Below are 14,742 nucleotides of genomic sequence, written 5' to 3'. Positions count from 1 at the left end.
ATGCAGGATATGTGGATTGAATCTTTTTATAATGAAATTGATGCTGAGAAACGACAGGCATTTCTAAAGGAACATACAGGAGATCCGAAGGATGAATTGGATGAATTCCGAGAGAAACTCTGGATTGCCCGGTATGGCAAACGAAAACCAAAGAATGATGCATTTGTGGGCTATCTGATGCAGATGAAATATATCGCAGAAGGTGGTGGCATGAGCCTTGGCGCACAGAAAAGAAAGCAGGCTGCGGAAGTTCTGACAGGTTTATTCCTCGGAAGCTATGACAATCTGGATATCGAGAAGCAGGAGATGGTATTCTATGAGATAAAAAATGCTTTTCTGAAGCTGATCGGGGTCAGCAAGAACGGTCGTGGATTTACTTCTGTCGTATTTGGCATGGGGCAGTTATCCGATGAAAGTGTAGCAAAGAAGATCGCAGATCAGATCAGCACGATCGCATTTGCCACGCCGCACATGCTTCATATGGATAAGGAGTTTGCGGTATTCCGGCAGGCTGCACTTGAGGCCTTTCGACAGGAATTTCCGAACCGGGAGCATTTTCTGAAGAAGTAGGGGTGTCCGTGATATGGTGTTGGATAGTTATCAGGACATGCAGGATATTGTTAAATATGCGGTTATAAAAAGAGCGTTATAAGATAAAAAAGCCAGATAAACATTAGCTATTGTGTTTATCTGGCTTTTTTATGATTCTTTATGCATTCTCCTGCGTAGCAGCACCTTCGTATACGGCTTCGTTTGTAAGTTCGATGCCGAGCTTCTTAAAGGTTGTCATGTCGACTGCAGACAGGATCGATGATACATGGAGCTGGCAGCCGGACAGCTTTGGAAGCTGTTCCAATGCAAGCTTTGCATTTGGATCGGATACAGCACACATGGATAATGCAATCAGAACTTCGTCGGTATGAAGACGAGGATTCTTGCTGCCGAGGTATCCGGTCTTTAAGTGCTGGATCGGTTCTATAAAGGTACGTGAGATCAGATGTGTATTTTTATCAATATTTCCAAGTACCTTAATTGCATTTAATAATACAGCAGATGCAGGACCGAGCAGATCGGAAGTGGAACCGGTAACGATCGTTCCGTCCGGCAGTTCTAAGGCTGCGGCGGCGGAACCATTTTCCTGCGCAAGGTTATTTGCAACCGGAACAACAGCACGATCATTGACAGTGATCTTTGCCTGCTTCATGATAAGTTCCTGTTTGTATACTTCGTCTTTGGTCGCTTCGTCTTTGACGAAACGGTTCAGAGACTGGTAATATCGTCTGATAATTTCCTGCTTGGACGCTTCTCTGCAGGCTTCGTCGTCAATGATGCAGTTTCCCGCCATATTTACACCCATATCGGTTGGAGATTTGTATGGACAGTATCCATAGATTCCTTCGAACATGGAAGCCAGAACCGGATAGATCTCGATATCACGGTTGTAGTTGACGGTTGTTTCACCATAAGCTTCCAGATGGAAAGGATCGATCATGTTGACATCATTTAAGTCTGCGGTAGCGGCTTCATAAGCCAGATTGACCGGATGCTTAAGTGGGATATTCCAAATCGGGAAAGTTTCAAATTTGGCATAGCCGGCCTTGATGCCACGCTTGTTCTCATGGTACAGCTGTGACAGACAGGTCGCCATCTTGCCGCTTCCCGGACCCGGTGCGGTAACAATGACAAGCGGACGGGTTGTCTCTACATAATCATTTTTTCCATAGCCCTCATCACTTACGATATAGTCAATGTTATTCGGATAACCCTCGATGGAATAGTGATGGTAGACCTTGATGCCGATCGCTTCCAGTTTCTTCTGGAAAATATCGGCGGATGGCTGTCCGGCATATCGTGTGATAACCACGCTGCTGACATACAGCCCTTTCTTTTTATATACATCGATCAGACGGATAACATCCTGATCGTATGTGATTCCCAGATCGTGACGGATCTTATTGCGCTCGATATCAGCGGCGTTGATCGAGATGATCATTTCTGCCTGATCTGCAAGCTGTAAGAGCATCTGTAATTTGCTGTCCGGTGCAAATCCCGGAAGTACGCGGGAGGCATGATAGTCGTCAAATAATTTGCCGCCAAATTCCAGATACAGTTTATCTCCAAATTGTTCGATACGTTCCCTGATGTGTGCGGACTGCATAGACAGGTACTTGTCATTGTCGAAGCCAATGCGTTTCATTTTTTGAAATTCTCCTTCGTAAATTAATCAATATACGGTGGACACTTAAGAAAATGAAGTGCCCTATAAGAGAATACCACAGAGAGGGGAGAAAATATAGAGAAAATTTACTCAAGGTTTCGATTTTCCCCAATATCCTTCTATAGCTTCCTGATTCAACCCTTCGCCAATGACGATCAGGATTGCCTGTCCATTTGGGATCGGCTCAATCTCGGTCTTCTGGTGTGTGACGTTGATGGATATCCAGCTTCCATCAGCGAGCTTCTGGAATCCTTTAATCCGGAAAACCTTACCACAGGCAGGATCGTGCAGGATCTTCTGGCAGCTTTCTTTTAAGAAATCTTCTGTAAAATCCATATTCATGAAGTACAGACTGTCATAGGTCTGTTTGTCATCAAACCAGAGTTTCGTATAATTGGCATCCTGATAGCCGGATGAGAGGATCGCTTTATAGTCTTCATCGGTCAGATCTTTCCAGTCCTTTTCCAGAACTATCTGCTTTGGCGTGGACTTAGAGTGCAGAATGTCAAATGACTGTTTTACATAATCTTTGGTAGAGGCTAACTGTTCCGGTGTGACTTCTTGTGAGTGGCTGTATAAGACAGTGCCAGCTTGTGCCACCTGAGAAGCCAGAAGATAACGGGAAGCTTCGGAGAGATTCTGCTCCAGTGTGGCATCAATGATCGTGATAACATTTCCAATCGTGTACCAACGGTCAAGCGGATCTTCGTGCAGGGCATCGAAGAATTCATCCATATCGAAGATGCCGGATGGCTCTACCAGAACGCGGTCATAGCCACACATTCCCATTGCAATCAGCTTGGTTTTGAATCGTCTGCGGTGACAGTCGGCATCACAACCGCCGGCAACCATTTCCAGTGTACAGTTATCACCGAGAATATCCTGTAACAGCATGGCATCGACATTGACTGCACCAAAATCGTTTTCAAGAATACCGATGTTTAAGCCCTGATCGATCAGGTATTTGGTATATTTCCTTATAAATGTAGTTTTACCGGAACCTAAGAATCCGGTGATCAAATCTATCTGAATCATAAAAATCACCTCTTGCTGTATTTGCAGATGATATTCGTGGGAGCATTCATCTACTGCTATATTTGTGTATCCTTAACATTACCAATCAGGGGACGCTTCCGCTCGTTTCGGTCTGCAGCGGTACTAAGATGCCACTTATGTGCCATCAAGTACCGGCGACCTCAAATGCCCCTGTATTGGCAAGTTAAGATACACAAATAACATATAGGTTAGAATATTCCCACGAATACCATCTGCAATCACATTCTAGCATAGGTGGGGGAAAAAGAAAATCGAAGGAATGGGAAAAAGTTATCTTGTCTGAATCCCATCCATAAGGTATAGTAACCTTATCACGAAATAAACGGAAAAGGGTAAGACGAATGATTTTAAATGTAGAAAATTTGACACATGGTTTTGGAGACAGAGCCATTTTCAATAATGTATCTTTCCGGCTGCTTGCCGGTGAACATATCGGACTGGTTGGAGCAAATGGTGAAGGTAAAAGTACCTTTATGAATATTGTAACAGGCACACTTGCACCGGATGAGGGCAAGGTGGAATGGAACAAGCATGTGCGTGTTGGCTATCTGGATCAGCATGCGGTGCTGGAAAAGGGAATGACGATCGAATCTGTGCTGAAGTCAGCATTTTCTTATCTGTTTGAGATGGAGGAGAAGATCAACCAGATTTATGACAGCATGGCGGATGCAACGGATGATGAGATCATGGAAATGATGGAGGAAGTCGGCACGCTGCAGGATCTTCTGACAAATCATGATTTCTATATGATCGATGCCAAGACGGAACAGGTAGCGAGAGCGCTGGGGCTTCTGGAACTTGGACTGGATCATGACGTAACAGATCTGAGCGGTGGTCAGCGTACCAAGGTTTTGCTTGCAAAGCTGTTACTTGAGAAGCCGGAGATTCTGTTGCTTGATGAGCCGACAAACTATCTGGATGCAGAACATATCGAATGGTTGAAGCGGTATCTGCAGGAGTATGAGAACGCATTCATCCTGATCAGCCATGATATTCCATTTTTAAATGATGTCGTAAATATCATCTATCATATGGAGAATCAGGAATTGAACCGCTATGTCGGCAACTATGACAAATTCTTGGAAGTATACGAGGCGAGAAAGGCACAGCAGGAGGCTGCTTACCGGAAACAGCAGCAGGAGATCAGCGAGCTGAAGGATTTCGTTGCCAGAAATAAAGCGCGTGTTGCCACAAGAAATATGGCGATGTCTAGACAGAAGAAGCTGGACAAGATGGATGTGATAGAACTTGCGAGGGAGCGCCCGAAGCCGGAATTTTACTTTAAGGAAGCGAGAACACCGGGCAAGATGTTATTTGAAACTGAGGATCTGGTGATCGGATATGACAAACAGGCACCGCTTTCCAAACCGATCAATCTTCGGATGGAGCGTGGAGAAAAGATTGCGATCGTTGGTACAAATGGTATAGGAAAGAGTACTCTGCTTAAGAGCCTGCTTGGAATCATCAAGCCGATATCCGGTACGGTACATCTGGGTGATTATCTGTATAAAGGCTATTTTGAACAGGAAATGGCTGGGACAGAAAATACCTGTCTGGAAGAAATCTGGCAGGAATTTCCGGGATTTTCACAGTATGAGGTGCGATCGGCACTTGCCAAATGCGGACTGACAACCAAGCATATCGAGAGTAAGGTAAAGGTATTAAGCGGTGGAGAGCAGGCAAAGGTACGCCTGTGTAAACTGATCAATCAGGAGACGAATCTGTTGATCCTCGATGAGCCGACAAACCATCTGGATGTGGATGCAAAGGACGAATTGAAGCGGGCATTGAAAGACTATCACGGTTCGGTTTTGTTAGTCTGCCATGAGCCGGAGTTCTATTCGGATATTGTGACAAAGGTGTGGAATCTGGAAGAGTACAGTGTGTTGACACTGTAATAAAGAAATAAATTTATAATCATGAGGTGAAGACTGTCTATAATCGGATGGGAATATAGACGGCTATAAATATGCTGACAGAGATAATACTGAATGACAAAGTGACAAATGAAAATATCCGGGTACAGGTTATAAGATCTGGGAGAAAAAGTCTTGGTCTGGAGGTGCGACCGGATGGAACGGTACTTGCAAGGATTCCGGCGAGATTATCTGACCGGGAATTAAAAGCATTTATAGAGCAACAACAGGATTGGATCTTAAAGAAGGTGGATCAGGTAAAAAAGCGTGCGGATGCACGAACGAAAATTAAGGTTCCATCTGTGGATGCGTTATCAGATGCAGAGATTCAGAAGATCAAGGATAAGATAGCAGATCGGGTAAAGTATTATTGTGCGGTTATGCAGGTGACAGTTGGGCGCATCACGATCCGCAACCAGAAGACCAGATGGGGAAGCTGCAGCAGTGCCGGAAATGTGAATTTTAATTATCAGTTATATTATCTGCCGGATGAATTACTTGACTATGTGGTAGTGCATGAGCTGGCGCACAGACGACATATGAATCATTCCAAAGAATTCTGGTCAGAGGTAGCGCGGTATTGCCCGGACTATAGAGCGAGACGGAAGCAGTTAAAAGAATATCAACTGGCGAATTAAAAATTGAAATGTAAAGGAAGTTTAATATGGGATTATTTCGAAAAAAGAAAGAGCAGGCATCATATGATAGTCAGAGTAAACGACCGGTCATCAAATGCAGCATCTGCACCGGTGAACAGGTCGCTGGTTTTCAGGATATTCATAACGGGATATTTGAAGATATCATGTTGATCCGTGGAAAAGAAGATCTGAAAGTCTTCCGGAAAAAATATGGAATTCCGCAGGATGCGGAGATTCCAAAGATATATTGATTTTCTTTCATATTTTCAATATGATCGCCGAGTGTAACCCTGTCTTTGTTTATATCGATGCCTTTAATATCCATAATAGTTCCTCCTGAAAAAATAGTTCCTATATTATCTATAATACAGAGTTCATAACAAATAGCAAAAAGGAGTTTAACTGTGACACAGGAAAATTTAGTAAGATTTGAGTTCCGAAATATTAAAAAGAATGAAACAGAGCAAACAGCAGAGATCGAACGGATCTGTTTTCCTCCGAATGAGGCCTGTACTCCGGAGATGATGCATTTGCGTGTGGAGAAAGTGCCGGAAATGTTTCTGGTTGCGGTAGATAAAGCAACAGGTAAGATTGCCGGATTTATTAATGGTCTGTCTACAAATGAAACGGTTTTGCGTGATGAATTTTTTCAGAATGCAGATCTGTATGATCCTGCCGGAGAAAATGTAATGATCCTTGGTGTTGATGTTTTGCCGGAATATCGCAGGATTGGGCTGGCTTCCGAGATGATGGAATGTTATAAGAACAGGGAAAGACAGAATGGACGAAAGCGACTGATCCTTACCTGTCTGGAATCCAAGGTTGCCATGTACCGGAAGATGGGATATGAGGATAACGGCATGTCGGTTTCTTCGTGGGGCGGCGAACAGTGGCACGAGATGACGTGTAAACTGGGAAAGGGTATCCCGGAGGCAATTGCAAAGACAGCGTTGGAGCTTGGATAAGGAGAAAGAATATGCATACATTAGAAGCAGCCAGAAAATATGAAAAAGAATATGAAGTTGATGCTGATAAAAGACCGTTATTTCATGTGACACCACCGATCGGTTGGATGAATGATCCCAATGGATTTTCAGTATATAAGGGACAAATCCATTTGTTTTATCAATATCATCCATATAGCAATGTATGGGGACCGATGCATTGGGGGCATCAGGTAAGTGAAGATATGATAAGTTGGAAGCAGTATCCGACGGCGCTTGCACCGGATAAGGAATACGATGAGGAAGGATGCTTTTCCGGTTCGGCAGTTATGACAAATCTTGGACATGTGTTGTTTTATACAGGAGTCAGTAAAGATAAGAATGGTGGCTGCAATCTTCAGAATCAGTGTATGGCAGTTGGAGATGGTGTAGGATATAAGAAGCTGAAGAACAATCCTGTTCTCACAGGAGCGGTGATGCCGGAGGGATTCAGCTATATTGATTTCAGAGATCCGAAGGTATGGGAAGAAGATGGTATTTACTATATGCTGACCTGCAGCCGGGATGCTCAGAATAAAGGAATGATCGCGTTATTTTCAAATTCTGAAATACATCAATATCTGGAAAAAACAGAGCTTACCGAACAGGAGACAGAAGCCTTTGAGAAAGCAGCAGGTTGTTGGAAATATGAAGGTGTATTTGCAGAGCACATGGAACGGTTAGGAAGCGTATGGGAATGTCCGGATTATTTCAGGTTGGACGGAAAAGATGTGCTGTTGTTTTCACCACCTGATGTACAGGCGCAGGGAAATGAACTGCATAATGGTAATAATGCGATCTATGTTGTTGGAACATATGATCATGCAAAAAAGCAGTTTCAAATGGGGCAGCCACATACACTTGATAAAGGTCTGGATTTTTATGCATCACAGACGACAGAACTTCCGGATGGAAGGAGAATCCTGATCGCATGGATGCAGTCATGGCATAATTCATTTATCCCGGATGGACAGGAGTGGCAGGGCATGATGACAATTCCAAGAGAATTATATCTGTCAGATGGCAGGATCATCCAGAAGCCTGTGAAAGAACTGGAGCAATATCGGGTTCGGCCGGTTTCATATTCGAATGAAAAGGTAGAAGGCGGGCAGAACTTTGATGGGATAAAGGGAAGAACGCTGGATATGACAGTAACAATAAAATCCGGTGAATTTCAGGAGTTTTATATTGATGTAGCAAAAGATGCAGAGCATTATACCAGAATTACATATAACAGAAGAAAGCGGGAGATCGAAGTTGACCGGACATTTGCCGGAATGAACCGGGATGTAGTCTGCATCAGGCGGGCAGAGGTAGAATCGGAAGCAGAACGGATAACATTACGGTTTATTCTTGACCGCAATTCGGTAGAACTGTTTGTGAATGACGGAGAGTTGTCAATGAGTACAGCAATTTATACGCCGCAGACAGCAGATGGCATTTCGTTTTTCTGTGATGGAAATGCGATAATCGATATAGAAAAGTTCGATATTGAGATTCCGATGAACAGATAAATTCTGATACCGGTTATAGAAATAGTAATCTGAAATACCGACAATGCAATGAATCTATTTGACGGATAAACCACATGTAGTATAATAAACATGACCATTCGTTTAGAAATAAGTGCGGCATTTGCCGTATTACCCATGACTCTTTTTTCTATTGCGTAGGCAGAGCGGAGCTTTCAGAAGGTAGCGGATGGTCTTTTTATGTATATAGATCAGACAGGAGGAAGCACTACAATGAAGATGATATCGTGGAATGTAAACGGAATTCGCGCATGTGTTGGAAAGAATTTTATGGATTTCTTTAAAGAGGCAGATGCAGATATTTTTTGTATTCAGGAATCAAAAATGCAGGAAGGACAGCTTCAACTGGAGCTTCCGGGTTATTATCAATATTGGAATTATGCAGAGAAAAAGGGATATTCCGGAACTGCTATTTTCGCAAAGAAAGAGCCGTTGTCAGTGGCATATGGAATCGGTATAGAAGAACACGACCATGAGGGACGAGTCATCACACTCGAATATGATAATTTTTATATGGTCACTGTATATACGCCAAATTCACAGAATGAGCTTGCCAGACTGGACTATCGTATGAAGTGGGAGGATGATTTCAGAGAGTATCTGAAGCAGTTGGAACAGACAAAGCCGGTGGTAGTATGTGGGGATATGAATGTGGCACATACAGAGATCGATCTGAAAAATCCAAAGACCAATCGTAAGAACGCCGGATTTACAGATGAGGAAAGAGAAAAATTTAGTACCCTGCTTGACAGTGGATTTATTGATACGTTTCGTTTTTTTAATCCGGACGCAGAAGGCATTTATTCCTGGTGGTCTTACCGTTTTAAGGCAAGAGAGAAGAATGCCGGATGGCGGATCGACTATTTTTTGACCTCAAAGGCTCTGGAATCCAGATTAGTGGATGCAAAGATCCATACAGAGGTGTTGGGTTCCGATCATTGTCCGGTAGAACTTGATATTGACCTGTAACGGTGCCATTTATAAGAATAAATGCATACTAACAGGCGAAAGTAAAGATTACAGCACTTGCGGGTGTAGAAGAATAGAAAAAATGATAAAAGGAGAAATTATATATGCCAGTTTTTGATTTCAGTGATAAACCGGTAAAGAATGAGGATACGGTTTGTACCTATACGGCATTTCAGTCAAATGCAAAAGAAAAGACACCGGAGGAACCGATTCTGGTGTTAGATAACAGTGAGAGACAGTGGATCCATCATGCGCTGGGCGTTTTTATAAATCCGGCAAAGCGTACTGCTTTTGAATTCAAGGAAAATGGGGAGACATTTTCAGCAGATATTTTAAAGATTGATTCCAGATTTGTCAGTCTGATCAAATGGTTAGGAGAAAATCATATCAGTGTACGTCTGTCCGGTAAAAATCTGGAAGATGGATATGCAGTATACAGAATTCGCGAGACAGCATTTGGTGGCGGAACCAAGTTATCTGCGGCAGATGGATTTTTACAGTTTATGATCGAACGACTGCTTGCAAGTACAGCATCAGAGGAAGTCGAGGAGGATGACGATGCAGACGAGGAAGGCGACGATATGAAGCTGACCAGTCTTCAGAGCATTTCCGATTTTATGACATGTGCGGGCAGAACGATGCCGGATAATATCCGTCTCTGGGCGAGAAGAAATCTTGCTGTTGCCAGATCAAACGAGGTGTCACCGGAGGAGCGTCGTCATGCACAGAGAGCACTCTCGATCATGATGAATATTCAGTGGAAGAGCAATTATTTTGAAGCAATCGATCCGGTTGAAGCAAGACGGATCCTGGATGAAGAATTATATGGAATGGAACGTGTAAAGCAGAGAATTATGGAGACGGTTATCCAGATCAACCGAACTCATACCCTTCCTGCTTATGGACTTCTGTTGGTAGGACCTGCCGGTACCGGAAAATCACAGATCGCGTATGCGGTTGCCCGTATTCTGAAACTACCATGGACAACCCTTGATATGAGTTCGATCAATGATCCGGAGCAGCTTACAGGAAGCTCCAGAATCTATGCAAATGCAAAGCCGGGTATCATCATGGAAGCATTCTCGATCGCAGGAGAATCCAATCTGGTATTTATTATCAATGAGCTTGATAAGGCTGCATCCGGAAAGGGAAATGGAAATCCCGCGGATGTACTTCTGACATTGCTTGATAACCTTGGATTTACAGATAACTATATGGAGTGTATGATCCCGACCGTTGGCGTATATCCGATCGCAACGGCAAATAATAAAGAAGATATCAGTGCGCCATTGATGTCACGTTTTGCGGTTATCGACATACCGGATTATACCTTTGAAGAAAAGAAGATCATCTTCAGTAAATTTGCATTGCCAAAGGTATTGAAGCGGATCGGTCTGAAAGAAAATGAATGCATCATTACAGAGGATGGGCTGGATGCGGTCATTGAAGAATTCAAAAATACATCCGGTATCCGTGATCTGGAGCAGGCAGCCGAGCATCTGGCAGCAAATGCACTTTACCGGATCGAGGTAGATCATGTACCACAGGTGACATTTGATGCGGAAGGCGTAAGACATTTATTCCTGTAGGAGATTTCCTGTAGGAATGTTACCGGACGGCTGTTTTTAGTTAAATGAAAATGGAGCATAAGTAGAAATGATAAAATTAGTTGCAAGTGATGTGGATGGAACTCTTGTTCCAGACGGAACATTTGAGATCGATCCTGAGATCTATGATGTGATAAAGAAACTGAAAGAAAAGGGTATTACCTTTGTGGCAGCAAGCGGCAGACAGTATGCGAGCCTTAAGAAGTTATTTGCACCGGTTGCAGACCGGATCTTATATATCCCGGATAATGGCGGATTTGTCAGAGGAAGCAAGGGCGAAACATGGCTCAAACGTCCGATGGAGAAAGACTTGATCCGTGCGATTGTGGAGGATGCAGAGAAGCTGCCGGATGTAGAGCTGATGCTCTGTGGAAGGGACTACGCATATGTTGGAAGCGAGGATGGACGACTGTATAACTGGATGCGGGAAGCATACCGCTATGAGATCAAGGCAGTGTCGGATCTTACCGATATTGATGATGATATCGTGAAGATCTCGATATTCCACCCGGAGGATGCAGAGCGGATCGTAAAAGACTGGTTTTATGACAAATGGAAGGATACCGTTCTGCTGGCACCTGCCGGAGTTTACTGGGTAGACTGTTCGGAACCATCGATCAACAAGGGAAGTGCATTGCAGTTTCTGCTTGATAAATATGAGATCAAACCGGATGAAGTTATGGTATTTGGTGATAATATCAATGACCTTGGTATGCTTGCCTGCGCAAAGGAAAGCTATGCGATCGGAAGTGCCAGAGATGAGGTAAAGCAGGCAGCAGCCCATGTAGCAGATACGATGCGCAATCAGGGTGTGATCAAGGTGTTAAAGGAGCAGTTGTTAAAATAAACTCAGACAGTAGTTGTGATTGAAAAAGGAGTGAAGCCTGATGGCATGTACAACGATATTAGTTGGAAAGAAGGCATCCTATGATGGATCAACGATCATTGCCAGAAACGATGATTCAGGATCCGGTCATTATATGCCGAAGAAATTTGTAGTCGTAGAACCGGGAGAACAGCCGAAGATCTACCGTTCGGTTCTGGCACATCTGGAAATTCCGCTTCCGGAAGAAGCGATGCGCTATACCTCGATGCCAAATGCAGTCGATGGTGAGGGCATCTGGGCGGCAAGTGGTGTAAATGCAGCCCATGTTGCAATGACAGCGACCGAAACCATTACATCGAATTCGAGAGTGCTCGGTGCAGATCCTCTGGTCGAGTATCAGCCGGCAGAGAACGGAAACGAAGAAATACCGGGCGGAATCGGAGAAGAAGATATCGTCTGTCTGGTACTTCCATATATAAGAAGTGCGAGAGCAGGTGTAGAACGTCTTGGAAATCTGCTTGAAACGTACGGAACCTACGAGATGAATGGAATCGCATTCCAGGATCAGGATGAGATCTGGTGGATGGAGACGATCGGAGGACATCACTGGATCGCGAAGAAAGTGCCGGATGATGTCTATGTTGTGATGCCGAATCAGTTCGGCACGGATATATTTGATATGAAGGATGCATTAACGGATCAGAACGCACATATGTGCTCAAAGGATCTGGCGGAATTTATCGAGAAGAATCATCTGGATCTGACTATTAGAAGAAGCACAGAATGTAAGGCCGAAGATGCGGATCTGCCGTTTGGCAGATTCATTAATCCAAGAGAGATATTTGGCAGTCATGATGATTCGGATCATGTCTACAATACACCAAGAGCATGGTTTATGGAGCGGTACCTGAATCCGAAGACCTACCGCTGGGATGGTGAAAATGCAGATTACACACCGGTATCGGACGACATTCCATGGAGTCTGATTCCGGAGCATAAGGTGACGATGGAGGATGTCAAATATGTGTTGTCCTCGCATTATCAGGGAACAACATATGACCCATATCTTCCATATGGAGATAAGAAGATGGCAGGTGCATATCGTTCCATCGGCATTAACCGGACTGATTTCATGTCTGCGATCCAGATGCGACCATATGGAACAGAGGACAGCCGTGTGATCGAGTGGGTGGCATTTGCCTCAAATGCATTTAATGTCATGGTGCCATTTTATGCAAATGTGGACACAACACCGGAATATCTGGCGAACACGACCGCTGATGTATCTACCGATAATTTCTACTGGAGCAGCCGAATGATCGCAGCGATGGCAGATGCATCTTACAGCAAGTCGCTGTTTCATATCGAACGGTATCAGGAAACCATGCTTGCGAAAGGGCATGAGGTGATCAACAGATACGATGAGCAGATAGAAAAAGAACCGGATGCCGGTAAACGAAGTGTGCTTCGAGAGCAGGCCAATCAGGAAATGGCAGATATTCTTCGGAAAGAGACCGGTAATACGCTTTCCAAAGTCTTATATGAACTGAGTAATCAGATGAAGAATTCTTATGCGAGATCGGATGCTTAAGGCATCGGCATAGAGAAGCAAGAAATACAGGAGAAAAAGTAGAAAATATGAAACGAGAATCATTTAAATCCCGTTTAGGCTTTTTATTAGTAAGTGCGGGATGTGCGATCGGAATTGGAAATGTATGGAGATTTCCATATGTAGTAGGAGAAAATGGCGGTGGTATCTTTGTACTGTTCTATCTGCTGTTCCTTGTGGCAATGGGACTTCCGGTTCTGACCATGGAGCTTGCAGTCGGACGAGGAAGCAGGAAGAGTGCGGTTCTTGCATATAAGGAGCTTGAGAAACCAAAGAGCAAATGGCATATCCATGGCTGGTTTGCCATCCTTGGATGTTATGTGCTGATGATGTACTATACAACCGTATCCGGCTGGATGGTATCGTATTTTTATAAATTCGTAACAGGCGAATTCAAGGCAGGTATGGATGTGGATGCGACCGGATCTGTATTCTCGGATCTGCTTGCCGATCCAAAGCAGATGGGCTTCTGGATGGTCCTGACGGTTATTGTTGGATTTATTGTATGTAGCCGCGGACTTCAGAATGGTCTGGAAAGGATCAGTAAGATCATGATGACAGCACTGTTGGTGCTGATCGTGGTACTGGCAGTTCACAGTATTACTTTATCAGGAGCCGGCGAAGGTTTACGGTTCTACCTGATTCCAAATCTGTCAACGGTTGAGAAAGTTGGTATTGGAAATGTGATCTCGGCGGCTATGAATCAGGCATTCTTCACTCTGAGTCTTGGTGTAGCTGCGATGGAGATCTTCGGAAGTTATATGAGCAAGGATCATGCGTTGGCAGGCGAAGGTGTGCGAATCTGTGCCCTGGATACATTTGTTGCTGTTATGTCAGGATTGATCATTTTTCCGGCATGTTTCAGTTATGGCGTAGAGGTTACTTCAGGACCAAAGCTGATATTTGTAACGCTGCCGAATGTATTTGTAAATATGGCAGGCGGAAGGATCTGGGGTTCTCTGTTCTTTCTGTTTATGACATTTGCAAGTTTTTCGACTGTAATTGCAGTATTTGAAAATATTATGTCTTTTGCAATGGATATGTTCGGATGGAGCAGGAATAAGACAGCCATCATCAATTGCATTATTATTCTGATCGCAAGTCTTCCTTGTGTTCTGGGATACAACGTGTGGAGTGATCTGCACCTGATCGGTGGCAGAGATGTATTAGACAGTGAGGACTTCCTGGTAAGTAATCTTTTGCTCCCACTCGGTTCGCTGATCTATCTGTTGTTCTGTGTTACGAAATGGGGCTGGGGCTTTGATAATTATATCGAGGAAGTAAATACCGGTTCCGGACTGAAAATGTCCAGAAAATTAAAACCATATTTCCAGTTTGTACTTCCTGTTCTGATCCTGATCATTCTTATTCAGGGACTGTTATAAAGA

Annotated in this window: 13 protein-coding genes; 11 read left to right on the top strand and 2 right to left on the bottom strand. The window is 43.8% G+C overall.

Annotated elements, in window-relative coordinates; genetic code table 11:
* Positions 1-570, top strand: a complete 570-nt coding sequence (locus WKT03_RS09355; RefSeq protein ID WP_340391667.1) for a DUF6553 family protein — start codon at positions 1-3, stop codon at positions 568-570.
* A gap of 139 nt (positions 571-709) precedes the next feature.
* Here WKT03_RS09355 and WKT03_RS09350 read toward each other — a convergent pair whose 3' ends face one another.
* Complete coding sequence (locus tag WKT03_RS09350) at positions 710-2,197, bottom strand: DUF1846 domain-containing protein (RefSeq protein ID WP_340391665.1); 1,488 nt, start codon at positions 2,195-2,197, stop codon at positions 710-712.
* 111 nt (positions 2,198-2,308) lie between these two features.
* Positions 2,309-3,253, bottom strand: a complete 945-nt coding sequence (locus WKT03_RS09345; RefSeq protein WP_117785246.1) for a GTP-binding protein — start codon at positions 3,251-3,253, stop codon at positions 2,309-2,311.
* Positions 3,254-3,615: 362 nt separating this feature from the next.
* Between WKT03_RS09345 and WKT03_RS09340 the strand changes: the two genes are divergently transcribed.
* The 10 genes from WKT03_RS09340 (at position 3,616) to WKT03_RS09295 (ending at position 14,739) form a co-directional block, all read left to right on the top strand.
* Complete coding sequence (locus WKT03_RS09340; protein ID WP_008402300.1) at positions 3,616-5,172, top strand: ABC-F family ATP-binding cassette domain-containing protein; 1,557 nt, start codon at positions 3,616-3,618, stop codon at positions 5,170-5,172.
* 71 nt (positions 5,173-5,243) lie between these two features.
* Complete coding sequence (locus WKT03_RS09335) at positions 5,244-5,828, top strand: M48 family metallopeptidase (protein ID WP_340391664.1); 585 nt, start codon at positions 5,244-5,246, stop codon at positions 5,826-5,828.
* A gap of 26 nt (positions 5,829-5,854) precedes the next feature.
* Entirely contained in the window at positions 5,855-6,079 is a 225-nt protein-coding gene (locus tag WKT03_RS09330; protein ID WP_117823027.1) for an aspartate dehydrogenase, read from the top strand.
* 153 nt (positions 6,080-6,232) lie between these two features.
* Positions 6,233-6,793 (top strand): GNAT family N-acetyltransferase, encoded by a 561-nt coding sequence (locus WKT03_RS09325; protein WP_340391663.1) that lies wholly within the window; start codon positions 6,233-6,235, stop codon positions 6,791-6,793.
* 11 nt (positions 6,794-6,804) lie between these two features.
* Positions 6,805-8,325, top strand: coding sequence for a glycoside hydrolase family 32 protein (locus tag WKT03_RS09320; protein ID WP_340391662.1), 1,521 nt, complete (start codon positions 6,805-6,807; stop codon positions 8,323-8,325).
* Between the two features lie 231 nt (positions 8,326-8,556).
* Positions 8,557-9,312: an exodeoxyribonuclease III gene (locus tag WKT03_RS09315; RefSeq protein WP_161116825.1), complete on the top strand. Its 756-nt coding sequence runs from the start codon at positions 8,557-8,559 to the stop codon at positions 9,310-9,312.
* A gap of 104 nt (positions 9,313-9,416) precedes the next feature.
* On the top strand, positions 9,417-10,901 hold the full coding sequence (locus tag WKT03_RS09310) for an AAA family ATPase (RefSeq protein ID WP_021944529.1): 1,485 nt from the start codon (positions 9,417-9,419) through the stop codon (positions 10,899-10,901).
* A gap of 67 nt (positions 10,902-10,968) precedes the next feature.
* Positions 10,969-11,766 (top strand): Cof-type HAD-IIB family hydrolase, encoded by a 798-nt coding sequence (locus tag WKT03_RS09305; protein ID WP_117785251.1) that lies wholly within the window; start codon positions 10,969-10,971, stop codon positions 11,764-11,766.
* A gap of 40 nt (positions 11,767-11,806) precedes the next feature.
* The gene (locus WKT03_RS09300; RefSeq protein ID WP_340391659.1) at positions 11,807-13,336 is read left to right on the top strand and encodes a C69 family dipeptidase; all 1,530 of its coding nucleotides are present in this window, start codon (positions 11,807-11,809) and stop codon (positions 13,334-13,336) included.
* A 47-nt stretch (positions 13,337-13,383) separates the two neighbouring features.
* Positions 13,384-14,739 carry a sodium-dependent transporter gene (locus WKT03_RS09295; RefSeq protein ID WP_340391658.1) on the top strand — a complete coding sequence of 452 codons (1,356 nt, stop codon included), beginning with the start codon at positions 13,384-13,386 and terminating at the stop codon, positions 14,737-14,739.
* The last annotated feature ends 3 nt before the right edge of the window (positions 14,740-14,742 follow it).

Origin of the sequence: Coprococcus sp. HCN-4056 (assembly GCF_037892645.1) — a bacterium.
Classification (GTDB): domain Bacteria; phylum Bacillota; class Clostridia; order Lachnospirales; family Lachnospiraceae; genus Coprococcus; species Coprococcus ammoniilyticus.
Note: the sequence above shows the minus strand (reverse complement) of the source record. Positions and strands in the feature narration are given on the sequence as shown.